Genomic DNA, 24932 nt, shown 5'->3' on the forward strand with positions numbered 1-24932 from the left:
AAGAAATAGAGGATGAAGAATAAGAAAGTATCACCATGGGCGTGGATCCCATCTCTATATCTGGCAGAAGGATTGCCGTATGTAGCGGTTATGACTATTTCGGTCATTATGTACAAACGTATGGGTATCTCCAATACAGACATAGCGCTGTACACAAGCTGGTTATATCTTCCATGGGTTATCAAACCATTTTGGAGTCCGTTTGTCGATATACTGAAGACAAAGCGTTGGTGGATTGTTACCATGCAACTGCTGATTGGTGCCGGTTTTGCAGGAATTGCCTTTACCATACCCTTGCCTTTTTTCTTTCAGGCAACCTTGGCATTCTTTTGGTTGCTGGCTTTTAGCTCGGCTACCCATGATATTGCTGCCGATGGGTTTTATATGCTTGGTCTTGATACGAACCAACAAGCCAAGTATGTAGGCATTCGTAGTACTTTTTATCGTGTTGCTACCATTATGGGGCAAGGTGTACTGATTATCCTTGCTGGATTCCTTGAAAGTGTATCGGGTATGGAGCCTGTAAAGATGCATGTCGAGGTATCTCCCCAATACACCCAGTCTACTCTATATTTGCCTCAGGTATCTACCCCGGATAACGCGCAAGGCGAGATGTTCTTTATACAAGACAAGGAGGTAGTACAATTAGGCACACACGGTATTTCTAAAGATAGCTTGAAGATATTCCTTAAAACAATAAAATCGTTGAATGAAGAAAATGGTTTTATTATTAAAGAAGGTGCCGTTGGCGGATCTACTGTCGATAGCGCTGACAGCTGGTGGACTACCCATGTAGCTAAACCTTTAGGCAATTGGATAAGAGACAACTTCGGCGAAAAAAGAGAAGTTGCTACCATCTCAGACCAGGCAGGCAACATTGCTGTTACAGCTGTTACCCTCTCTAAGAAACCAGATGCGGGTAAAGAGATTGTTCTAAATACCACCATGAATAGCGGTGATAAAAGTATTGCTCTTATTCATGGCGAACGCTTAGCTTTCAACGAAGAGAACTGGAACAAACCAGCGTATTTGGTATTCCAGACCGATCCAAAACTTACCGAAACTGCTACTGCAGAATATAAAGGACTTTCTGGTAATATTCCATTTGCCTGGTCTATTACATTCTTTGTATTGGCAGGGCTATTTGTTTTCTTTAGTTTTTACCACAAGGTAGCACTTCCAAAGCCCGATTCGGATAAACCGCATCCAACCATGACAGCAACTTCCATCATTTCGGAATTTGCTTCTACATTTAAGTCTTTCTTTAAAAAGCCTCAGGCATTGGCTGCTATATTCTTCATGCTCACTTTCAGATTCTCGGAAGCACAGTTATTAAAACTAATCAATCCTTTCCTGTTAGATTCGAGAGATATTGGTGGTTTAGGACTTACTACCGGCGAAGTTGGTTTGGTATATGGTACTATTGGTATTATCGGACTTACTCTGGGAGGGATCATTGGAGGATTTGTAGCTGCAAAAGGCGGATTAAGAAAATGGCTATGGCCAATGACCTTCAGTATGCTTCTAACTATTGCAACCTTTGTATATCTGGGTATAGTACAACCCGAAAGCCTGATAATCGTCAACATCTGCGTATTTATTGAGCAGTTCGGATATGGATTTGGGTTCACTGCTTATATGCTTTACCTGATGTATTACTCTGACGGAGAGCAGAAAACAGCACATTATGCTATCTGTACAGGATTCATGGCATTGGGTATGATGATACCTGGTATGTTTGCCGGATGGCTGCAAGAGCTGCTTGGATACAACCATTTCTTTATTTGGGTAATGATTTGTAGTATCATACCAATAATTGCTGTTGCATTGCTAAAGATAGACCCCAATTATGGGAAAACAAAAGAAGAGCAGGAAGTAGAACAATAAATATACCTGAAACAATGAAAAGAACGATTTTATTAGCCATATTCTCGGCAGCGATACTTGCCAATGTTCAGGCACAAAAGATAAAAATCAAAACAGGCATCGAAGTATTGAAAGAACAAAACTTCAAGTGCCTTGAGGGAAAACGTGTGGGACTGATAACAAATCCTACAGGTGTAGATAATCAGTTGAAATCAACCATTGATGTCCTTTTTGAATCTCCTAATGTACAGTTGGTTGCTCTTTACGGACCCGAACATGGTGTGAGGGGTGATGCGCACGCAGGCGATAAAATAGAAAGCAATGTCGACCCGGGTACAGGTGTACCTGTACACTCCTTATATGGAAAAACCCGCAAACCTACACCCGAGATGTTGGAAGGAGTTGATGTACTGGTTTACGATATTCAAGATATTGGTTGTCGTTCCTTCACCTATATCAGCACTATGGGCGTTGCTATGGAGGCAGCTGCCGAAGCGAATATTGAATTTATCGTTCTCGACCGCCCCAATCCATTGGGTGGGTTGAAGATAGAAGGAAACCTGGCAGAAGATGGTTATATCTCTTTTGTGAGTCAGTTCAAAATTCCTTATCTATATGGGCTTACTTGTGGTGAGTTAGCTATCATGCTGAATGAAGAAAATATGCTTGGTAAGAAGTGTAACTTGCAAGTGGTAAAGATGAAGGGATGGAAGCGTAAAATGGATTACGTAGCTACAGGCTTGCAATGGGTACCTTCTTCGCCTCATATTCCACATCCACATTCTGCGTTTTTCTATCCGGTAAGCGGGATTTTGGGTGAATTGGGTTATATGTCTATTGGGGTGGGCTATACCATACCTTTCCAGATGTTTGCTACCTCTTGGATTAACGCGGAGCAACTAGCAAAGAATATGAATGCGCTTCAACTACCGGGATTTATTTTCCGTCCGATTCATTTGAAACCATTTTATTCGGTAGGTAAAGGTGAACAGCTGCAGGGAGTTCAGGTGCATATTGTAGATTATGAGAAAGCGCGGTTGAGTGAGGTGCAATTCTTGCTAATGCAAGAAGTGGCGAAGCTTTATCCCGATCATGCCGTTTTTGACCATGCCGATAAAGGCAGGTTCCGTATGTTTGACTTGGTTTCGGGCAGCAACCGGATACGTGAAGATTTTAGTAAGAACAACAGTTGGGAAGATATAAAGGATTACTGGTACAAAGATGTAGACAGCTTTCGTAACCTTTCCAAAAAATACTATCTGTATAAGTAAATGCAAATTAAGCAAGATACATATCGACAGTTTTATCAGCAAGTATCTGAGTTTATACCCACAGACCGAATTTATATAGATGAATTACGGCGGTTGGCGTGGGGAACGGACGCAGGCTTCTATCGGCTTATACCTCAAATCATTATTCGCTCGGCTAATGAAGAGGAGCTCTCCAAGATACTGACTGTAGCTGCAAACTATCGCTTGCCGGTAACATTTCGGGCTGCCGGAACAAGTTTGTCGGGACAAGCAATAAGTAATTCTATTCTAATTGTAGCCGGAAAACATTGGGAATCATATACACTCAAGGAAGAGGCAACAATCATTACCATGCAGCCGGGTATTGTCGGCCAGCGGGTAAATGAGATACTCAAACCATTTGGGCGGAAGTTTGCTCCCGATCCGGCTTCTATCAAGAGTGCTATGGTTGGTGGTATTGTGATGAACAATGCTTCGGGTATGAATTGTGGTACTCATGCAAACAGCGACAGAGTATTACTCTCCGTGCGGATGGTGTTTTGTGATGGTACAATACTCGATACCGGCGATGCTCAAAGTCGTGCCGATTTTCAGAGAACACATGCTGCCTTCCTGCAACAAATAGAAACTTTGCGCGATTCTGTACGTGCTGATGAAGAGTTGGTAAAACGTATTCGTTATAAATACTCTATTAAGAATGTAGTGGGGCTGAATATCTCTCCCTTTGTCCTCTATGATGACCCCTTTGACATAATAGCACACTTGTTGGTTGGGTCTGAAGGAACACTGGCATTCCTCTCTGAAGTGACAATGCGTACCGAGCGCGATTATCCGCATAAAGCGAGTGCCATGTTATATTTTAGCGATATAAAGGAGGCTTGTCGTGCGGTGGTTATGATGAAGAAGTTAACCAATGAGCGTGGTGAACAGATTGTAAAAGGTGCCGAACTGTTGGACAAGAAGTCATTAGCTTCTGTAAACGACGCTACGGGTGTTGGACTAACTGCAGTTCTGACTGAGACCTTTGCCGAGACAAAAGCAGAACTTGATGATAACATTGCCGAAATAACGAATGCCTTACGTGATTTCGCCACATACATTCCTGTTCATTTCACAGATGTAGAGAGCGAGTATGCCAAATATTGGGCCATACGCTCGGGCATATTCCCTTCTGTTGGTGGAACTCGCCAATTGGGTACTACCAGTTTGATTGAAGACGTGGCGTTTCATATAGAAGACCTACCCGAGGCAACAGCCGAACTGCAAGAATTACTTGCCCGTCACGGTTATGATGATGCTTGTATCTATGGTCATGCATTGGAAGGGAATTATCACTTCATTATTAACCAATCGTTTAGCTCTGATACAGAAGTAGCGCGTTACGAAGGGTTGATGAATGATGTAATTGCTTTGGTGGTCGATAAGTATGATGGCTCACTGAAGGCGGAACATGGAACAGGAAGAAATATGGCTCCTTTCGTAAAATATGAATGGGGCGAAGCAGCTTTTAATATTATGAAAGCTGTGAAACAACTCTTCGACCCCAAGAACTTGCTCAATCCGGGTGTTATCTTCAATGATGACCCACATTGCCATATCAAAAACTTTAAGCCATTGCCGCTTACCAATCCGCATGTGGATAAATGTATAGAGTGCGGCTTTTGCGAAGTGAACTGCCTTACGTGCGGTTTCACACTCTCTTCGCGGCAACGTATCGTGCTACAGCGAGAAATTACACGATTGGAAAATACAAACGAAGATGCCAAACGCTTAGAACAGCTTCGCAAACAATATACCTATCAGGGAGAGCAAACCTGTGCCGGAGATGGCTTGTGTGCAACTTCCTGTCCGATGGGAATCGATACCGGCGATTTGACGCATGACATTCGCCAGTCAGAAATGCCTGTTGGTAGCACAGGTTATAAACTTGGAGCGTATGTGGCTCATCATTTTGCGGGAACGAAGAATATGCTTCGTCCGGTACTGTCATTGGCAAATACGGCACATACCCTGCTGGGTACTCCGCTGATGTATAGTATAACGAAGGGAATGCACAATTTGCTCGATATTCCACAATGGGTACCCGCTATGCCGAAAGCTTATCGTGTGAAGAAAGCAATAGCGCATAATACACCCTCTCCGCTAAAAGTGGTTTATTTCCCCAGTTGTATTAACCAAACAATGGGTTTGGCAAAGAAATCGCCCGAGGAACTACCTTTAGTAAATAAGATGATAGCTTTATTGCACAAGGCTGGTTATGAAGTTATATTCCCTCACGAAATGGATAAACTGTGTTGTGGCACCATTTGGGAAAGTAAAGGGATGATGGATATTGCCGACCAAAAGACAAAAGAGCTGGAGGCTGCTTTGATTGTTGCGAGCGAGCAGGGCAAATATCCTGTTTTGTGCGATCAGAGTCCGTGTCTGTACCGCATGAAGCATGAAATGAAATCACTCCAACTCTATGAACCGGTAGAGTTTATCAACACTTTCTTGCTGGATAAGCTTGTGTTTACACAAATTAGTGAACCAATAACCGTGCATATTACCTGTTCCATGCAAAAAATGGGGTTGAGCGATCAGCTTGTTTCTTTAGCAAAACGCTGCTCTACCCATGTCCTTATCCCCGAAGAAGTAGGTTGCTGTGGGTTTGCCGGTGATAAAGGGTTCACGCATCCCGAAGTAAACGCATACGCATTGCGGAAGTTAAAGCCACAGATAGATAAATCTTCTATTAAAATAGGTTACTCAAACAGTCGTACGTGCGAAATAGGATTGTCTACCAATGCGGGTATTCCATACGTTTCCATTGTTTACTTAGTAGATAAATGTACTAAATCTCTTAATAAATAACTCTATGAAGAAAACCACTGCTCAACGTTTATTAGCCTTAGATGTTCTGAGAGGCATCACAATTGCAGGCATGATTATGGTGAACAACCCGGGATCATGGGGGAAAGTGTACGCGCCGTTGGGACATGCGGCATGGAATGGTTTGACTCCTACCGACTTGGTTTTTCCTTTTTTCATGTTTATTATGGGGATATCCACCTATATCTCCTTACGCAAATATCGTTTTGAATTCAGCAAAGATGCTGCATGGAAAATCATCAAGCGAACGATTGTTATCTTTGCTATAGGGCTGGGTATAGCGTGGTTTTCTCTCTTCTGCCGCACATGGAACTCCCTATCGGGTGAGGAAATTTCTTTTGGTTCCCGCTTGTGGCAGTCTGTTTGGACATTCGAGAATATTCGTATTCTGGGAGTGATGCAGCGTCTGGCGCTTTGTTATGGCGCAACAGCTATCATTGCTTTGGTCATGAAGCATAAGCATATTCCTTATTTAATAGCTGTGCTATTAATAGGCTACTTCTGTTTGCTTTTGTGCGGAAATGGCTTTGAATACAACGAAACAAATATACTTTCCGTTGTAGACCGTGCTGTTCTTGGTGTAAATCATATGTACAAAGATAACGGTATTGACCCCGAAGGCTTGCTGAGTACCATCCCTGCTATTGCGCATGTGTTGGTTGGCTTCTGCTGTGGCAGATTGCTGATGGAGGTTACAGATATCAACGAAAAGTTGCAACGCTTGTTCCTCATTGGTACAATCCTTACCTTTGCCGGATTTTTATTCAGTTATGGCTGCCCAATCAATAAAAAGATATGGTCGCCCACTTTCGTGTTGGCTACCTGCGGACTCTGTTCAAGCTTTCTTGCCTTGCTCATCTGGATTATTGATGTGAAAGGATATAAAACATGGAGCCGTTTCTTTGAATCGTTTGGAGTAAATCCACTGTTTATTTACGTGATGGCAGGTGTCGTTTCTATCTTGATTGGAAACATCCGTGTACCTCATGGCGAAGGTGTTATTTCGTTAAAAGGATATATGTATCAAGTAATTTTGCAGCCTATGCTCGGCGATTATCCCGCTTCATTGGCATTTGCTTTGTTATTTGTAGCGTTTTGTTGGGTAGTTGGACACATATTGTATAAAAAGAAAATATATATAAAGATATGATACTAATAGCAGACAGCGGCTCCACAAAAACCAATTGGTGTGTTGTGGAACACGGACAAGTTGTCCGTCAGGTTTTATCAAAAGGGATGAACCCTTACTTCCAGTCGGAGGAGGATATCGTTGATGAGCTCATCAACAAGATACAACCGGAATTGCCTACAAAGGTTTTTGAGTCTATTTATTTCTACGGGGCGGGTTGCACGCCCGAGAAAATACCAATGATGGAAGCCATTCTACGCAAACAATTTGAAGTAAGTGGCACGGTGAAGGTAGATACCGATATGTTGGGAGCCGCACATGGATTGTGTGGCGACGAACCCGGTATTGTTTGTATCTTGGGTACAGGCTCAAACTCCTGTTATTATGACGGAGAGAATATGGCTGCCAATGTTTCTCCACTTGGTTTTATCTTGGGCGACGAAGGTAGTGGTGCCGTGCTTGGCAAACTGTTGGTGGGCGACATCCTGAAGAATCAAACCTCTCCCGAAATCAAAGAAAAGTTCTTGAAACAATTCAATCTTACACCCGGTGATGTTATCGAAAAAGTATACCGACAGCCTTTCCCTAATAGGTTTTTGGCAAGTGTATCTCCGTTTCTTGCGCAGAATATCCATGAGCCCGAATTGCGTACGCTTGTATTGAATAGCTTTATCTCTTTCTTTAAGCGTAACGTGATGCAGTATGACTACAAAACATATACTGTAAACCTGATTGGTTCGGTAGCTTACTATTATAAAGAAGTATTGCTGGAGGCTGCCAAGGCAACAGGGTTAACCATTGGAAAAATAGAGCAAAGTCCTATGGAGGGCTTAGTTGTGTATCATTCAAAAAAATAAAAAATATGGCATTTGTGAAGATATCAGAGCAATCCTCGCTCTACAATGACTTAGAAAAGAAATCCGTTCGGGAAATATTGGATGACATTAATACGGAAGACCAAAAAGTGGCGCTGGCAGTAAAAGCCGCCATCCCGCAAATAGAGAAATTGGTTACACAAATTGTTGAACGTATGAAGCAGGGCGGACGTATCTTCTACATGGGTGCTGGAACCAGTGGTCGTTTAGGCGTATTGGATGCTTCGGAAATACCACCAACATTTGGTATGCCTCCTACATTGGTTATTGGACTGATAGCCGGTGGCGATACTGCTTTGCGCAATCCGGTGGAGAAGGCGGAGGATAATACCGAGAAAGGATGGGAAGACTTGCAGCAATACAATATCTGCGATAAAGATACCGTGATTGGTATTGCTGCATCGGGCACCACACCCTATGTTATTGGTGCAATGCGCGAAGCGCGCAAGCATGGCATTTTAACCGGATGCATAACCAGTAATCCCGATTCGCCTATGGCTGAAGAAGCAGATGTGCCCATCGAGATGATTGTAGGACCGGAGTATGTAACGGGAAGTTCGCGTATGAAATCGGGTACAGGACAAAAGATGATTCTCAATATGATTACCACCTCTACAATGATTCAACTGGGCAGGGTGAAAGGAAATAAAATGGTAAATATGCAACTCACGAACATCAAGTTGGTGGATCGTGGCACACGCATGATTGTTGATGAATTGAACCTGCCTTATGATGAGGCGAAAGCCTTATTGCTATTGCATGGCTCGGTGAAAAAAGCTGTAGATAGTTACAGAGCAAAATAGATAACCTCCGCTTAAATCTCTTATAAAAATGAAAACAAAAATATTATTCTTACTGTGCATGTTGTTTGCTTTGCAAACTGTTGCCCAACCCTTGCCGCAAGTAGCCCCCGAAGAGGTGGGTATGGACTCTCGTCGCTTGGCATATGCTGATGAAGTGATATTGGATGCTATTGCAAAAAAAGAAATACCGGGAGCGGTGCTTGCCGTGGTTCATCAAAACAAACTGGCTTACCTCAAAGCGTATGGCAACAAACAGGTATATCCAAGCATAGAACCAATGGAGGTGAATACGGTATTTGATATGGCTTCTGTAAGTAAATCTATGTCTACTGCCGTTGCTGCGGTTATCTTGCTTGAACGGGGGAAATTCCGCCTGCAGGATCGTGTGAAAGATTATATTCCGGGGTTTGAGGGGTGGACAGACGAAGATGGACGTACCACAGATATCCGCATGGTGGATATCATGACGCACACTTCGGGACTTCCTCCTTACGCCAATGTTGATAGCCTGCAAGCCAAATATGGCGCACCCAATCCTGATGGACTGATTGAACACATCGCTACTTGTAAAAGAGACTTCAAACCACGTACCGGTTTCCAATATAGCTGCCTTAATTACATCACATTGCAACGTGTTATTGAAACACTTTCGGGGCAGAACTTACGCGATTTTGCTAAAGAAAATATCTTTGATGTATTGGGTATGAACCATACAGACTATCAGCCAAAGGGCGAAACCTTGGCACTTACAGCTCCTACCGAAAAACAAAAAGATGGTAGTGTGTTGAAAGGTGTGGTGCACGATCCGTTGGCGCGGATTATGAATGGTGGCATATCGGGCAATGCGGGAATATTTTCTAATGCGACCGATGTTGCACTGCTGGCAGCAGCCTTGCTAAACAACGGTGAATATAATGGCAAACGCATACTTAGTCCAATGGGGGTAAGGATGATGCGCACAGTTCCGAATAATGTGGCACAGTTTGGCAGAACACCGGGTTGGGATGTCTGTTCTCCCTATGCCTCTAATAATGGCGACTTGTTTGGACCTAACACTTACGGACATACAGGCTACACAGGTACTTCGCTTATTATCGACCCCGATAATGGCACGGCTGTTATTCTGTTAACTAATCGTGTACATCCCGAGGATGCGGGTGGTGTGGTTCGGCTTCGCTCTATTGTGGCAAATGCCGTAGCTGCGGCTATCGACTGTCCGCCTGCCCGTCTCTATTTTCCACGCTACTATACAAAGGTAGCCGAGTTTGCTGCGCAACCCTCAATAACCGACAAAGACATTGTCTTCTTAGGCAACAGCCTTACCGAGAATGCTAATTGGAGTGAGCTTACCGGCAAGAAAAAAATTGTGAACCGCGGTATCATTGGCGATGAAATTATGGGAATCTACGACCGCTTAGACCAGATACTTCCGGGGAAACCAAAGAAAATATTCCTTATGAGTGGCACCAATGATGTTTCGCACGATCTTTCTACCGATGAAATAGTTTCGCGCATGGCACTCCTGATTGATAGAATACAACAAGAATCGCCCAAAACGAAACTGTATTTACAAAGCCTTTTGCCTATTAATGAATCGTTTGGTCGCTACAAAAAGATGACAGGAAAGACTGATCAGATTCCTGCCATCAACGCTTGTCTGAAACAGTTGGCGGAAGAAAAAAACATCGATTTCATCGACCTATTTCCACTTTTTGTTCAGCCCAGAACCAATATTATGCGCAAAGAACTTACAAATGATGGATTACATTTGAAGAGCGAAGGATATGAAATTTGGGGAAAGGCGATAAAGAAATACTTGTAACACGTTGACAAGCTAAAAACACTCTCCAAATAGAGTTTTACGAAATGGGTCTTCACCTTCACAAAACGCTGTAACAAGCTAAAAGTAAGCGGGTTGTGTGTGAAGACCTATCCTTTTTGCCTTCACGGGGTTTTCACACCTAATTTTCTGACTGTTTTGTGTTAAGAAAACAGTCAGAAACGAAGTAAAAAACAGTCAGAAGTGAAGCAAAAAACAGTCGGAAAAAAGGCATTGCTTAAAGCTCCATTTAGATGCACTTCTTCAGCCATAGTTTCATTCTCTGTCGTCCATAGGCGTACGGCCCGTCGTCCATAGTCTCACGCCCCGTCAGCCATAGTCTCACAACCCGTCAGCCTATGGCTTGAATACGCCTACAATAAATCCAATGTTTTATTCAGCCTAATGCTGTTGGAACCTTTTATTAGAATGGTTTTTCCTTTCAGTGGGTCACTTTGCAACCTTAGCAGTAATTCATCCACGTGCTTAAACGATTGGTACGTGTGCGGTAATGATGAAAATACATCGCCTACGAGCAGAACCGTTTCAAAGTTTGCTCCATTCAGGTAGTTTATTATTTTTGTATGTTCCTCTACACTGTCTGCTCCCAACTCGCGCATATCGCCAAGAATAACCATTTTATGTTCTGCCTGCATCTTCAGGAAGTTCTCTAATGAAGCCATCATACTGGTAGGGTTAGCGTTGTAGGCATCGATAATCAGTGTGTTGTAGGCAGTTTTCTTCAGTTGCGAACGATTGTTTTGTGGGGTATATGCTGCTAAGGCTTTGTCTATTTCGGTAGCCTCTACGCCAAAAAAAGTGCCGATGGTGGCGGCAGCCAAAGCATTCGTGAAGTTATAATCACCGATAAGCTGGGTTTCTACCCGATGTTTCTGGTTGTCAGTAGCTTCCCACTCCAGTGCAAGGAACGGTGAATTGCCGGTAACACATCCTTTTACATAAGGTGTACCTTCTTTTCCGTAGTAAATAACGTTAAACCCTTTGCTCATTTCCATTAAATAGGGGTTGTCCGAATTTACAAAAAGCAAGCTGTTTTGTTTGTTGCGCAAGTAATCGTACAATTCTCCTTTGGTTGCCATTACCCCTTCGAAAGAGCCAAACCCTTCCAAGTGCGCTTTACCTACATTGGTAATAATACCATAATCGGGCTCTGCAATATCTACCAACTCTTTTATGTCGCCAGGATGACTTGCCCCCATTTCAACAACAGCTATATCATGTTCTTGCTTCAATTGCAAGAGCGTGAGCGGTACGCCGATATGGTTGTTCAGATTGCCTTGCGTATAGAGCACCTTGAATTTGCGCGAAAGCACGGCAGCAATCAACTCCTTTGTGGTGGTTTTTCCGTTTGTACCGGTAATCCCTATAATCTTTGTTCCCAACTGTTTGCGGTGATAATTAGCCAACTGCTGCAAGGTCTTCAATACATCACTCACTAAAACGTATCGGTTATCGTCTACAGGCAGGTACGCTTCTTCGTCAATAACGGCATACGAGCAACCACTTGCCAAGGCCTTTTCGGCAAAAGTATTGCCATTAAACGATTCGCCTTTCAATGCAAAAAAGAGTGTATTGGGTTGGCAGTTGCGACTATCGGTAGTTACTCCTGCCGAGTTAAGAAACAATTGATAAAGAGATGATATTTCCATACTTCGTGTACTTTCGTAAAAATTTTACGCAAAGATACGAAACAGTTTACTTGCTTTTACTCTTTTTATTCCTACTTTTGTGTATAATAAATGATTATTCATGAACTCAGCTTCTCCTACGTATATAAATGTAAACGGACGATTGCTCGATTTGTCAACGCCTGTTGTCATGGGTATTCTCAATGTAACTCCCGATTCTTTTTATTCGCAAAGTCGCATGCAAACAGAGGCAGCTATTGCCGAGCGTGCCAAGCAAATTCTTGACGAAGGAGCTACCATTATCGACCTCGGCGCTTACTCCTCGCGACCCAATGCGGAACATATTTCTCCCGAAGAAGAGATGAACCGCTTGCGCACGGCACTAACAGTTATCAACAAGAACCACCCCGACGCTATTGTCTCCATAGACACCTTCCGTGCTTCTGTTGCCGAAGAGTGTGTCACAACATACGGCGCAGCCATCATCAATGATATAGCCGCAGGTGAAATGGATGCTGAGATGTTCGAAACTGTTGCTCGCCTCAACGTTCCTTATATCATGATGCACATGCAGGGCACACCACAAGATATGCAGCGGGAACCCCACTACGACAATCTGCTCAAAGAAGTATTTCTGTATTTTGCCGAGAAAATAGACAAACTACGTTCGTTGGGACTGAATGACCTGATACTCGATCCCGGTTTTGGCTTCGGCAAAACAGTAGAGCACAACTACCAATTAATGATGCACATGGAGGAGTTTCGCCTATTTGAGTTGCCTCTGTTGGTAGGTATCTCACGCAAATCCATGATTACACGCTTGCTGGATATCACTCCTCAGGAAGCATTGAACGGGACGACTATCCTCAATACTATTTCACTCATGAAAGGTGCCAACATTCTGCGTGTTCATGATGTAAAAGAAGCCGTAGAAGCTGTTCGGATTACCACCAAACTTATGAACTCCAAAGCTTATTAATATGTTCGAATTTGGAATAAAAGACTTTATCGATATCCTGCTGGTTGCACTCTTTTTGTACTACACGTACAAACTAATGAAGGAGTCGGGCTCTATCAAAATTTTCACAGGGATTCTTATCTTCATTGTTACCTGGCTTATCGTATCACAAGTACTCGAAATGCGCCTGTTAGGTTCTATACTCGACCAGTTGGTCAATGTAGGTGTGATTGCGCTCATTGTACTGTTTCAGGACGACATCCGGCGTTTCTTGCTCAGCATAGGCGCACACAGACAGTTCAGTGCCATTGTCAATTTCTTTAAGAACAAACAAAGCAAAGATAAAAGCAATAATGATGATATTATGCCTATTGTGATGGCATGCATCAGCATGGGGAAACAGAAAACCGGTGCGCTTATTGTGATAGAGCATAACTATCCATTGGATGAGGCAGTGAAAACAGGTGATGTCATCGATGCTGCCATAAACCAACGATTGATTGAGAATATATTTTTCAAGAATAGTCCGCTACACGACGGTGCAATGATTATTCGCCGCAACCGCATACGAGCTGCCGGATGCATCCTGCCTGTATCTCACGACCTTACAATTCCTAAAGAGTTGGGACTAAGACATCGTGCCGCTATGGGTATTTCGCAAGAATCGGATGCACTTGCCATAATTGTTTCCGAAGAAACAGGTTCTATTTCTGTAGCCCATCGCGGACAATTTCATCTACGGCTCACTGCCGAAGAGTTGGAAAGCATGCTAACAAAACAAAACATTAACTCCTAAATATAATAACATGGATAGACGGAATTTTTTGAAGACAGGTGGATTAGCTTTACTTGGCTCATTGGCAGCCCCCTCTCTTGTGGGTGGTTGTGCACCGGGAAAAGGAGCTAACGACCAAGCTACTATCTCGCGTGCGCTGAAGCATTTTGGGGTGAGCGAAGGAGACTTAAGGAAAGTAATGGCAGCCGCCTTGGAAAAAGGGGGCGATTATGCCGATCTGTTCTTTGAACATACATTCAATAATTATGTGGGTCTGCAAGATGGCGCTGTAAATAGCTGTAGTTCCGACATTGATTTCGGGGTGGGAATACGTGTTCTTGCGGGCGACCAAAGTGGCTATGCCTATGTGGAAGATGTAACATTGGAGGAAATGCTGAAAGCAGCCCGCGTTGCCGCACAAATTGCCTCGAATACAAAAACCGTTAGCCCGGTAAGTCTTACCGAAAAGCCTATTACTGATAATTATTACACAGCTGCTACTCCTTGGGACAATATTTTATTGAAAGATAAGATGCCCTATCTTCAGAAGCTGAACGATAAAATTTTCGCACTTGATAAACGTGTGCAGAAAGTTTCCGCATCGCTGAGTGATACCACTTCACATATCTTGTTTTGCAATAGCGAAGGGGTAACATACTACGATTACCGTCCGATGGTAGCCATGCGCGCCACTTGTGTAATGGCAGAAAACGGAAAGATCGAGAACTCGGGTGCGGCACGTGCTTACCGCAAAGGTTTTGAGTTTCTGACCGACGACCTGATTGACATCGTAGCACGTGAAGCAGTAGATAAAACAGCCATACTCTTTCAAGCCATTAAGCCCAAAGGTGGCGAAATGCCGGTTGTAATGGGAGCGGGTGGAGCAGGTATTCTTTTGCACGAAGCCATCGGACATGCGTTCGAAGCAGACTTCAACCGCAAGAATATCTCTATCTTCTCGGATCAACTGAATAAAAAGATTTGCAATGAAAACATCAACGTAATTGATGACGCAACAATTCCGTTCAACCGTGGCTCTGTCAATATAGACGACGAGGGAACAGAAGGACAGAAAACATATATTGTAAAAGATGGTGTATTGAACAGCTTCTTACACGATCGTATCAGTGCCAAGCATTATGGCATTTCTTCTACCGGAAACGGAAGAAGAGAGTCGTTCCGCAAAATTCCTATCCCTCGTATGCGTGCCACCTACATGGAGGCCGGCAATATGAAAGAAGAAGATATTATCGCTTCTGTAAAGAAAGGTATCTATGCTGATATATTCCTCAACGGACAAGTGCAAATTGGTGCAGGCGATTTTACGTTCTTCGTTAAATCGGGCTACATGATCGAGAATGGTAAACTAACGCAACCCATTAAAGACATCAATATTATTGGCAACGGGCCGAAAGCATTGGCAGATATCACAATGGTAGCCGATAATGATAAGATAGACAATGGTACCTGGACGTGTGGTAAAGACGGACAATCTGTGCCTGTTACATGTGGTATGCCTTCGGCATTGGTTAGCAAGCTAACGGTGGGAGGAGAAAGTTGATTATTTACATCAAAGAAGCAGAATTATGATTTCAGATAAAAACAAGAAACTGGCTCAATGGGCAATGGATTATGCCCTGAAGAACGGATGTCAGGCAGCCAGAGTCAGCATATACAATGGTTCGAGTACATCCTTTAACCTGCGAAACGCCAAGATGGACAAACTACAGCAAGCTACCGAGAATGCTTTTTCGGTTACCCTGTATGTAGATGGACGCTACGGCAACTATTCCACCAATCGTCTTGACAAAAAGGAACTGGAGGGATTTATTAAAAATGGCATTGATGCTACCAAATACTTAGCTGTAGACGAAGCGCGTGTATTGCCCGATGCTTCACGTTATTACAAAGGTGGCAAGCCCGACCTCGAAACATACGACAGTGAAATAGATACGCTTACCCCCGACCAGAAGGTGGCGCTTGCCAAAAACGCTGCCGAGGAGGCACTTGGCAAGAATGAACGTATCATCTCGGTAGAGTCTGCCTATTCCGATGCTAAGAGTTTTGGTTATCACATTACCAGCAACGGTTTTGAAGGAGAAAATAAATCATCATTCGTTCGCCTTTCCGCAAGTATCAGTGTGAGAGGAGAGGGCGAAGCACGTCCTTCGGACGGATGGGGCGAGGCCTCGCTATATTTTAGCGAACTACCTAAAGAAGGATACGGAAAGACCGCTTTAGAACGTGTGTTGCGTAAACTGGGGCAGAAAAAAGTTAAGTCGGGCAAGTACACCATGGTTATAGACCCACTGGTGGCAGCACGCTTACTTTATCCACTCACAGGAGCTATTAGTGGTTCGGCGTTACAACAAAAAAACTCCTTCCTGTTAGATATGCTGGGCAAGAAAATAGGTTCGGATAAGTTCACGCTTATCGACAATCCACACATCCCACGTGCCTTTGGCGCGCGTTATTTCGATGGCGAAGGTGTAGCTACAGAGAAACGTACCGTTTTTGACAAAGGAGTATTGAATACTTACTTCATTGGTACTTATCATGCCAAGAAGATGAATGTTGAGCCAACCATCAGCGGCTCTTCGCTACTTATTTTAGAGCCCGGCAACAAAAACATGGATGAAATCATCAGTGGAGTGAATAAAGGCATCTTGGTAACCGGCTTCAATGGAGGTAACTGCAACAGTTCTACAGGTAACTTTTCATACGGAGTAGAAGGATTCCTGATTGAAAATGGAAAAATGACACAACCCATCTCCGAAATGAATATCACCGGTAATATGATTACATTGTGGAGCTCATTAGTAGAGGTTGGCAATGACCCACGTCTTTCTTCTACCGCTCGTATACCTACACTGGTATTCGATGGGGTAGACTTCAGTGGGCTGTAAGAGATATTTCTTAGAGTGCAGAGGCACAAAGGCACAACGTTTTTGAATTAGTCAAGAACAAAAAGTGCTTTTGTGCCTCTGTTTTTTTCTTTACTCTGCAACTTTTCTCTTTCCTTACCCGTCTTATAGTTAATAACAAATACTTAATATAGAAAGAAATATGAAGCAAATCATTACACTACTGCTATTGCTGCTCCCAGTTGCAGGCATGGCACAAGAAACAAACCCGCAAGACACAACTATTCACACGGCTAACTACAACTCTGAAGTAAAAGAGGATGATGGAAACGAGCGCTACATTTCCGTAAGTCTTCCTTTTCTAAAGAATAAAGGTACAAACTGCCACAACTATTTCAGTCCGCATGTGTCGGGCTTCTATTTGGGATATAACCGCATGGGAGATGACTTCCTTGGTTTTGGCTCGGCAAATGAAGTAGACCTTGTTGCCTCCAAATCGTGGGAATGGGGCATTAATCTTTTCGATGGTGCATTGAAGTTGTCTAAACAGTTTGGCATCACTAGCGGATTGGGTTTTGGCTATACTTCGTACAGACTCGATGGGAATAGAGCCTTTGTGGAAAATAGCAATGGCATTACTCTGATTACAGATGCGCCCGAGGATACAAGATACAGAAAGAGCAGACTACGTTACTATCACCTCCGCTTGCCAATAAGTGTGGAGTGGCAACAACATTTTGGGCGGAAAGGTCCACTCTTTTTCTCAGTTGGTGCTGAGGTAGAAGCACGCTTCTGGACAAAATCCAAAGCTGTAGTCAATGGAAAGAGAGAAACCATGAGCAAAGATCTGAATGTAAGACCGCTCGGCATCAACCTGCTCCTCCAAGGGGGTTATAACGATTGGGGATTCTATTGCCGCTACTCTACCGCCAGCCTTTTTGAAAGTAAGAAAGGGCCCGAATTATACCCATACTCCATTGGGGTGCAGTGGTATTGGTAAAACAACTGTTGTGTCAGAAGTTTAATTAGTTGTTTTGTAAGTAAAGATTGTAAGTCCGAGTATCAATTGCCGGCAGCTAAAGCAGCCGGCAATTGATAATTTACATTTTGTAGGTAAAGCGAAATTACTCTTTCACTTTTGATACAATAAATAAACCACCCTATTCCCACTGCCATACTTCTTCAACCATCCTTCTTCAATGAACGCATTGATATCAATAATGGCTTTGCCCTTCAATGTTGCCGTAATTTTACAATAGTCGGCACAGGTTGCAAACGGCCGTGTTTCTAAAAAGGTCTTTAATCGCTGCGCGCGTTCCGCTCTCGACAAATTTGATGATTTGGGGCGTTTTACAGTTACCTTCTCCGTCTCTATATGAAGAAATTGCTTGCGCATCCTGGCACTGGCACGAAAATTTATCTTATTGAATTTGATTGATTCAGCACGTATTTCTCGACTGTTCTTTACCTTTCGGCTGGTCAGCGAAACAGACAAAAACCCCAAATCGCCCAATTCCACACTATATCCTTCGCTTAAATAATATAAGACTCCATCTGCAATAGCCGCCATCACCCCTTTAGTTTCCGCTCTGCTGAACCCATTGGTTTGTGCCACCCACTTAAATAATTTGTCTGCTGTTATTGTACCACGAGATACGGTACGTGCCCGCATTTTACTCTCTTGTTCATTCTCTCCTACTTCATTTACCTCATAAAAATCATACCGAATAGCCATACACTTTGTGTTATTATTAATAAAACTATGGTTAGTACCACACAGGTCTAAGGTCAAACGTAAACAAACTAATTTTTGTATTAACAATTTCCCTTGTTTAACCGTATTATAATTTTTGTTTAACCGTAGTATAACATTTGTTCAACCACGATATTGTTTTTGTTTAAGCGCGGTTAAACAATTAAAATTATGAAACAAAGATATTAGTTTTCTGTGAGTATGGGGATAGATTTAGGGAATATCATATAAAATGCTTTTATAGTGTTCTAAGAACTGTATATATCTAAAACAATAAGATGGAGGATTACTTAAAATACGAAGGTTTTATCAAAGTATCTCTTGAAATTTTCTATCTTTGGAAACGAAACAAATAAGTAATTCGATGAAAATGAGTCGTATTAAGGATGTTCTGCAGGAAAAAGGATTGACAGGGAGCCTTGAAACGCTTTTTCGGACTGTGAAGTTGTTAAATGTAGATGTTAGAAAACTATGATTACCCAAGAAGAAATCCTCCAACTCCTCCGCAATACAGAAAGCTATCGAGTAGAGCGAACTACATCCAAGACAAATACGGATAAATTCTGTCAGGCAATATGTGCGTTTGCCAATGATATTTCAGGTAATGGGAAGAATGGCTACCTGATGATCGGTGCGCATGACAACGGTGAGTTGAGTGGTTTGAAAGTAGACGATGAACTTCTGTTGACTATTTCCAATATTCGTACAGATGGGAACGTCCTTCCCCAACCTGTAATGACTGTTGAGAAATTCAGTTTTGAAAAGGGTGATTTGCTTGTTGCAGAGGTGCAACCGTCTGAATTTCCTCCGGTTCGATACCGTGGGCGCGTTTGGGTGCGGGTTGGTCCGCGAAAAAGTTTTGCGACAGAAGCAGAGGAGAAAATTCTAATGGAGAGGCGTCTATCCAATATCCATACATTTGACGAGATGCCTTGCATGGGGACAACGATGAATGACCTTGATATTGATGTGATAAAAAGGGAGTTCTTGCCTCAGGCAGTAGCGGAAGATATATTGACAGAAGATAAACGTCCTGTTGAGGAACAACTTGCCTCATTGGGATATTATGATTTGCGGTATAATTGCCCAACCAACGGAGCAGTTGTTCTTTTCGGTAAGACCCCGGAACGTTATTTGCACGGTTCGTATGTGCAATATGTGCGTTTCAAAGGTAAAGACCGAGCGGGAGATATTATCAATGAGCAAGCCTTTAATGGAAATCTTTGTAAGGAGTTAGCGAGAATAGATACTTTCATTGAAACAAGTATTGCGCAGAAAAGGCCGATTCCGGTGAGTGTGTTACGAGAGGAAACGGTTTCTAAATATCCCTACTGGGCAACACGAGAACTTTTGATGAATGCCATCATGCATCGCGATTATCAGACGAATGCTCCGGTGTTGTTCTACGAATACGACGACCGCATTGAGGTACAAAATCCGGGCGGACTGTATGGCAAAGTTAGCGAGGAGAATTTTCCGAATGTAAGCGACTATCGTAACCCTTTCATTGCAAAAGCCATGAAGATATTGGGATATGTCAATCGTTTCAGTCGTGGCATCTATCGGGTGCAAAAAGAACTGATTGAGAATGGAAACGGTGAAGCGATATTTGACTTTGACCTGATAACTGCATTCCGAGCAACCGAAAACGTTTCACAACGGTACTTTGAGGAAGGTTTTGGGGCTGACACCCAAGAAAATGGGCAAGAAACGCCCAAGAAACAACCAGAAAACAACCAGAAAACAACCAGAAAACAACCAGAAAACAACCAGAAAACAATAAAAGATAAAATAATTGACCTCGTAAAAGAGAATCCCAGTATCACTCGTAAAGAATTAGAAAACCGATTAAACCGAACTCCGAATAGTATAAAATACCATTTAGAGCAGCTAACAAAAAAAGGAGTAATCAAACGAGAAGGTTCAGATCGATCAGGCAAATGGATCGTGATTAAATAGAATTTCCATTGTCTGTATTCCATTTTTTTGATAGTAACCTCTCCTAATGGGGCATAGCAAACCTTTTGTAATTATACTTTCGTAAGTGTAATTACACAGCTACCCCCCCCTCAATTTATCAAAAAATGTAACCTGTTCTGCAAATTCACTTCTGCCATGCCACCGTCCACATCTAGATAGAGCAGGTTCATATCCGGCAAGAACTTTTTCAGGCGCTTTTCTATACCCTTTGCCACAATATGATTGGCAATGCATCCAAACGGTTGGATACATACTACTTTATTTATTCCCTGTCGGCTGTAGCATGACACCTCTCCGGCTATCAGCCAGCCTTCGCCAAACTGATTGGATAAATCCAGTATGTCGGATGCGTATTTAGCCTTTACATATATTGACTGGGATGGTGTGTGGAAGCGATATTCCTTCATCCGCTCTTCTACTTTGCTTATTCGGCTGTTCATGTATTTCCAGAAAACAGGATTCAGGAAGCGTTTCAATAAACGTTCCCGTTCCGTACCATTCTTAACATTAACTTCGGCATTTACAAAATACTGCATCACAAAGTCAATAATGGGAGGCGTTACCACTTCCATATTTTTGGAACGCAACCACTCGGTGATATGCGCCTGCCCGTAATTATTGTATTTTACATATATCTCGCCAATCAGCCCTACTTTAGTAAATTCATAATCATAAATAGGAACATTGTTAAAGTCGGCGATAGCTTGCTCCAGCAGAGAGAGTAACATTTTGTGGCTATTCTTGCGTATTGCCTCAATGCCTCTTTCCACATAGAAATCAAATATTTCCTGAGTATCTCCCTTCTTCTTTTCACGGATAATAGTCGAAGCATGCATCTGTTGCAAGGCATCGGCATAGAGGAGTCCGTAAGCAATGATATTAAGCAGCTTCATGACAGGAATCTTAAATGCTTTCTGTTCATTTTGATAGGTGCTGCCTGCCGAGAGTACCAATACCGGTATATCCGAGAATCCGGCGCTCTCCATGCCTGCTTTTATCTGAGCCAGGTAGTTGGTTGCCCGGCATTGTCCCCCTGTTTGGGTGATTGCCACAACTACGTTGTTCAAATCATAATTCCCCGATTGCAAGGCTGTTATTATGTCGCCTAAGACAAGCGTAGAAGGATAGCATACTTCATTGTGCCCATAAACCAATCCTACCTCTGCCGAAGCTCTGTCTGTTTTAGGCAGGTTAACAATTTTATAGCCTGCCAATTCGCCGATGGCCGGAATAAAAGGAGATATGAAATCGGCAAACCACGGAGCAAGTATTGTTTTTTGCCGGTCGTCTTTCTTATAAGTCGTTTTATAGCCTTCAAACTCTGTGACTTCTTTGAGGGGTTCCTGTATTATTACCTTTAGCGATTCTATGAGCGAACGCATGCGTAGCCTCACAGACCCCGGACTAGCTATCTCATCGATACGTAGTATGGTATGGTTTTTTCCTGCTTGTTTCAGGATTTCTCCTATTTCATTCATAAAGAAAGAGTCCGGACCACAACCAAATGAGTTTAATTGCACCAGTTGTACGTTCTGAGGAAGCTTGGCTATTTCCAGTGCCGCCTGCACAACCCGGTTGGGATATGACCATTGCGATACGATATTCAACTTCTGGAATCCCTGACTTTCGTCATGTCTGAAAATATCATCAGTGAACACTTCTACACCCATATCCGAGAGTATCTGTCCTACTTTTTGATGAATTAGCAGGTCGGCATGATACGGCCTGCCGGCAACCACAAATACCAGTTTGTTCTCCGCGACAGCCTTTTCAAACAAAGCTTTCTGTTCGTCGCGCAGTTTCTTCCTTGTTTTATCGCGCTCTTGCAATGCTTTTTCGAACGCTTTATTAAATACAGACTTGGGCACGCCTAATGAAGAAATGTATTCAAAGCAATTTCTCTTTAGTGCCTTATCGTCACTGAACGTAACCACAGGTTTGTCAAACGGAACACCAAGCTTTTCTTCCGGTTCCATCGAGCTTCTTATAACGTCGGGATAGCCGCTTACCACCGGGCAGTTGAAAGAGTTATTTGAGTCTTTGAACTCTTTATCCTCTTTTATAATCATCGGGTAGAAGATGCGATCTACTCCACAGGCTGCCAATGCCAATATATGTCCATGCACGAGCTTCGCGGGGAAACAAATATTATCAGACATCACGCTGCCTACCCCTTTCTGGTAAAGAGTTGTTGTTGATTCCGGAGAAAGAACAACATCTATTCCACATTCGGAAAAGAGTGTATGCCAGAATGGATAATTCTCAAACATATTGAGCACCCGCGGAATTCCTATTGTTTTTCGTATAGCAGGTGCTTTAGCTGTTTTATCACGATCAAAAAGAATTCTGTTTTTTGTGTCAAAAGCATTGTATCCTTTTGCGGGTGCCGTACTTTTGTTATAGAATACCTTCTCACACTTGTTTCCGGCATAGCAAGTATTACCATTTTCAAAGTTAAAGCGAAGAATGGCGCATTTATTCGTACAACCTTTGCATTGAAGTTCCTTGGTTTCTACGTTATTTACATTGGGTAGTGCTTCCGTTCCCGGGAATGTGGTCGGTTGATGGTTTATCAGCCACATTTTTTTGGCATATAAGATTGCGCCCAATGCACCCATCAGCTCAGGGTGGTCGGTAGAGCTAACCGATTTTCCCGACAATAATTCAAGAGCACGATAAACCGCGTCGTTGCGAAATGTGCCTCCTTGTACAACAATGTGTTCGCCAAGCAGATTGAGATTTGATATCTTCAGTACCTTGAATAGACAATTCTTCACAACAGAGTATGCCAATCCGGCTGATATATCTCCAAGTGATGCGTTTTCGCGCAGGGATTGCTTTACCTTCGAATTCATAAAAACCGTACAACGCGATCCCAGGTCGCTTGGATACTGTGCCTGACGTGCTGCTTGTGCAAACTCGCTTAGTTCCATATTCATTGTCGCAGCAAAGTTCTGCAGGAATGAGCCGCATCCGGATGAGCAGGCTTCATTTAGTTCTATGTTCGAGATAACACCATTTCGTGTAAATATTGATTTCATGTCCTGACCACCGATGTCTAAAACAAAAGATACATCAGGGTCAACATATTGTGCACCCGATAAATGTGCCATTGTCTCTACAATGCCGTAGTCGAGATTAAAAGCGGACTTTATCAGGTTTTCGCCATAGCCTGTCGCCGCGGAGGCAATAAAGCGGAACGTCACCCCTTTCTCTGCCGCTTCTTTGTAAAACCGGGTAAGCCCTTCATGTACTGTTTTTAATGGGTTGCCCTGATTGCTGGCATAGAATGTGTAAACAATGTTTTCGTCCGCATCTGTTATCAGTATCTTGGTGGTGGTAGAGCCGGAGTCTATACCCAGAAAACATTCTATGTTTTTCTTTGTACCCAACTCTACTTTGTTGAGTTGCTTGATTGTTCGGCTGCTTTTCCACTCCCGATACTCCTTTTCATTCTTAAATAGTGGCGGCAGTACCTCTTTTCGCTCATTTCCTTTTATGGCAAGTTTATCAATAAGCAGGTTTAGGTTGGAGAGTATCCCACCTTCGCCTTTGTGGAGCGCAGCGCCCCAAGCCGGAAAGTATTCGCTGTTCGAAGGAAGTATCATGTCGGAGTTATCTATATCCAACAGTTTCGCGAATGAGTTTCGCAAAGCCGGAATAAAGGTTAGCGGACCACCTATACACAGTACTTTTGGCTTGATGTCGCACCCTCTTGCCAGTGTCGTTATACTTTGTACGGCTACTGTGTGCAGTATAGACATAGATATATCGGGTACGGGGGTGTTGCGTGATATCAAATTCTGTACATCTGTTTTTGCAAACACACCACATCTCGAAGCCACCGGATATAACTTCTCAAATTGCAAAGCCTGTTTACCAAGATCTTCGACAGATAGGTTCATCAAATCCGCCATTTGGTCTATAAACGCACCCGTTCCACCCGCGCAACTTCCGTTCATTCGGATGTCGGGTTGTTTGCCATCCTCAAAGAATACCATCTTTGCATCTTCACCACCCAAATCTATCATGGTGTGCGTGTTTGGATACTCTCTTTTTATCACTTCAATAGAGGCAACAACCTCCTGAATAAAAGGTATATCGGTACGATCGGCTATCCCCATACCTGCCGAGCCGGTGATGGCTATTGAGAATTCCGAGTCGGGGAGTTGAGCTTGTATCTTTTTAAGTTCTTCAATAAATAGTGTATTGAAGTCGGCCTTATGACGCCTGTAAACCTTATATATTATCTCGTTAAAATCATTCAAGACAACAATTTTCAGTGTAGTAGAGCCTACATCGACTCCAATTCTACTAATTTTGTTACCTGTTTCCATGTG

Annotated in this window: 16 protein-coding genes; 13 read left to right on the plus strand and 3 right to left on the minus strand. The window is 43.0% G+C overall.

Annotation, left to right across the window (positions count from 1 at the left end; translation table 11 throughout):
• Positions 1-12: 12 nt before the first annotated feature.
• Genes D0T50_RS06365 through D0T50_RS06395 form a run of 7 tightly spaced genes read left to right on the plus strand, consistent with a single transcriptional unit; the run spans position 13 to position 10616 of the window.
• Positions 13-1887, plus strand: a complete 1875-nt coding sequence (locus D0T50_RS06365) for an MFS transporter (protein ID WP_163222675.1) — start codon at positions 13-15, stop codon at positions 1885-1887.
• 14 nt (positions 1888-1901) lie between these two features.
• On the plus strand, positions 1902-3137 hold the full coding sequence (locus D0T50_RS06370; protein ID WP_163222676.1) for an exo-beta-N-acetylmuramidase NamZ domain-containing protein: 1236 nt from the start codon (positions 1902-1904) through the stop codon (positions 3135-3137).
• On the plus strand, positions 3138-5969 hold the full coding sequence (locus D0T50_RS06375; protein WP_163222677.1) for an FAD-binding and (Fe-S)-binding domain-containing protein: 2832 nt from the start codon (positions 3138-3140) through the stop codon (positions 5967-5969).
• Between the two features lie 4 nt (positions 5970-5973).
• The gene (locus tag D0T50_RS06380; protein ID WP_163222678.1) at positions 5974-7137 is read left to right on the plus strand and encodes an acyltransferase family protein; all 1164 of its coding nucleotides are present in this window, start codon (positions 5974-5976) and stop codon (positions 7135-7137) included.
• Entirely contained in the window at positions 7134-7973 is an 840-nt protein-coding gene (locus tag D0T50_RS06385) for an ATPase (RefSeq protein WP_163222679.1), read from the plus strand. Before D0T50_RS06380 ends, D0T50_RS06385 begins: the two co-directional genes overlap by 4 nt.
• A gap of 5 nt (positions 7974-7978) precedes the next feature.
• Positions 7979-8794, plus strand: a complete 816-nt coding sequence (gene murQ, locus D0T50_RS06390) for an N-acetylmuramic acid 6-phosphate etherase (RefSeq protein WP_163222680.1) — start codon at positions 7979-7981, stop codon at positions 8792-8794.
• Between the two features lie 28 nt (positions 8795-8822).
• On the plus strand, positions 8823-10616 hold the full coding sequence (locus tag D0T50_RS06395; RefSeq protein WP_163222681.1) for a serine hydrolase: 1794 nt from the start codon (positions 8823-8825) through the stop codon (positions 10614-10616).
• 371 nt (positions 10617-10987) lie between these two features.
• On the opposite strand, the gene murF is transcribed toward D0T50_RS06395, so the two are convergent.
• A complete protein-coding gene (murF, locus tag D0T50_RS06400; protein WP_163222682.1) occupies positions 10988-12283 on the minus strand; it encodes a UDP-N-acetylmuramoyl-tripeptide--D-alanyl-D-alanine ligase in 1296 nt (431 codons plus the stop codon).
• A gap of 100 nt (positions 12284-12383) precedes the next feature.
• Between murF and folP the strand changes: the two genes are divergently transcribed.
• The 5 genes from folP to D0T50_RS06425 all read left to right on the plus strand — a co-directional run bounded on the left by folP (position 12384) and on the right by D0T50_RS06425 (position 17859).
• Positions 12384-13241, plus strand: a complete 858-nt coding sequence (folP, locus tag D0T50_RS06405; protein WP_163222683.1) for a dihydropteroate synthase — start codon at positions 12384-12386, stop codon at positions 13239-13241.
• A 1-nt stretch (position 13242) separates the two neighbouring features.
• On the plus strand, positions 13243-14016 hold the full coding sequence (gene cdaA, locus D0T50_RS06410) for a diadenylate cyclase CdaA (protein WP_163222684.1): 774 nt from the start codon (positions 13243-13245) through the stop codon (positions 14014-14016).
• Between the two features lie 10 nt (positions 14017-14026).
• Positions 14027-15556, plus strand: a complete 1530-nt coding sequence (locus tag D0T50_RS06415) for a TldD/PmbA family protein (RefSeq protein WP_163222685.1) — start codon at positions 14027-14029, stop codon at positions 15554-15556.
• Between the two features lie 25 nt (positions 15557-15581).
• On the plus strand, positions 15582-16901 hold the full coding sequence (locus tag D0T50_RS06420; RefSeq protein ID WP_163222686.1) for a TldD/PmbA family protein: 1320 nt from the start codon (positions 15582-15584) through the stop codon (positions 16899-16901).
• 160 nt (positions 16902-17061) lie between these two features.
• Positions 17062-17859: a hypothetical protein gene (locus D0T50_RS06425; RefSeq protein WP_163222687.1), complete on the plus strand. Its 798-nt coding sequence runs from the start codon at positions 17062-17064 to the stop codon at positions 17857-17859.
• Positions 17860-17991: 132 nt separating this feature from the next.
• Here the strand turns inward: D0T50_RS06425 and D0T50_RS06430 are convergent, their stop codons facing one another.
• Positions 17992-18594, minus strand: coding sequence for a DNA-binding protein (locus tag D0T50_RS06430; RefSeq protein ID WP_163222688.1), 603 nt, complete (start codon positions 18592-18594; stop codon positions 17992-17994).
• A 489-nt stretch (positions 18595-19083) separates the two neighbouring features.
• Here D0T50_RS06430 and D0T50_RS06435 point away from each other — a divergent pair, with 489 nt between their 5' ends.
• Positions 19084-20571 carry an RNA-binding domain-containing protein gene (locus tag D0T50_RS06435; protein ID WP_163222689.1) on the plus strand — a complete coding sequence of 496 codons (1488 nt, stop codon included), beginning with the start codon at positions 19084-19086 and terminating at the stop codon, positions 20569-20571.
• Positions 20572-20681: 110 nt separating this feature from the next.
• Here the strand turns inward: D0T50_RS06435 and D0T50_RS06440 are convergent, their stop codons facing one another.
• Entirely contained in the window at positions 20682-24929 is a 4248-nt protein-coding gene (locus D0T50_RS06440; protein ID WP_163222690.1) for an acyl-CoA dehydratase activase-related protein, read from the minus strand.
• Positions 24930-24932: the final 3 nt, after the last annotated feature.

Source organism: Bacteroides sp. 214, assembly GCF_010501015.1.
GTDB lineage: Bacteria > Bacteroidota > Bacteroidia > Bacteroidales > Bacteroidaceae > Bacteroides.

Bases quoted from the DNA above. Each gene is read 5' to 3' on its own strand.
- D0T50_RS06430 (WP_163222688.1), bottom strand. From the start codon at position 18,594: ATGGCTATTCGGTATGATTTTTATGAGGTAAATGAAGTAGGAGAGAAT.
- D0T50_RS06435 (WP_163222689.1), top strand. From the start codon at position 19,084: ATGATTACCCAAGAAGAAATCCTCCAACTCCTCCGCAATACAGAAAGC.
- folP (WP_163222683.1), top strand. From the start codon at position 12,384: ATGAACTCAGCTTCTCCTACGTATATAAATGTAAACGGACGATTGCTC.
- murQ (WP_163222680.1), top strand. From the start codon at position 7,979: ATGGCATTTGTGAAGATATCAGAGCAATCCTCGCTCTACAATGACTTA.
- murF (WP_163222682.1), bottom strand. From the start codon at position 12,283: ATGGAAATATCATCTCTTTATCAATTGTTTCTTAACTCGGCAGGAGTA.
- D0T50_RS06395 (WP_163222681.1), top strand. From the start codon at position 8,823: ATGAAAACAAAAATATTATTCTTACTGTGCATGTTGTTTGCTTTGCAA.
- D0T50_RS06370 (WP_163222676.1), top strand. From the start codon at position 1,902: ATGAAAAGAACGATTTTATTAGCCATATTCTCGGCAGCGATACTTGCC.
- D0T50_RS06375 (WP_163222677.1), top strand. From the start codon at position 3,138: ATGCAAATTAAGCAAGATACATATCGACAGTTTTATCAGCAAGTATCT.
- cdaA (WP_163222684.1), top strand. From the start codon at position 13,243: ATGTTCGAATTTGGAATAAAAGACTTTATCGATATCCTGCTGGTTGCA.
- D0T50_RS06415 (WP_163222685.1), top strand. From the start codon at position 14,027: ATGGATAGACGGAATTTTTTGAAGACAGGTGGATTAGCTTTACTTGGC.
- D0T50_RS06380 (WP_163222678.1), top strand. From the start codon at position 5,974: ATGAAGAAAACCACTGCTCAACGTTTATTAGCCTTAGATGTTCTGAGA.
- D0T50_RS06385 (WP_163222679.1), top strand. From the start codon at position 7,134: ATGATACTAATAGCAGACAGCGGCTCCACAAAAACCAATTGGTGTGTT.
- D0T50_RS06425 (WP_163222687.1), top strand. From the start codon at position 17,062: ATGAAGCAAATCATTACACTACTGCTATTGCTGCTCCCAGTTGCAGGC.
- D0T50_RS06365 (WP_163222675.1), top strand. From the start codon at position 13: ATGAAGAATAAGAAAGTATCACCATGGGCGTGGATCCCATCTCTATAT.
- D0T50_RS06420 (WP_163222686.1), top strand. From the start codon at position 15,582: ATGATTTCAGATAAAAACAAGAAACTGGCTCAATGGGCAATGGATTAT.
- D0T50_RS06440 (WP_163222690.1), bottom strand. From the start codon at position 24,929: ATGGAAACAGGTAACAAAATTAGTAGAATTGGAGTCGATGTAGGCTCT.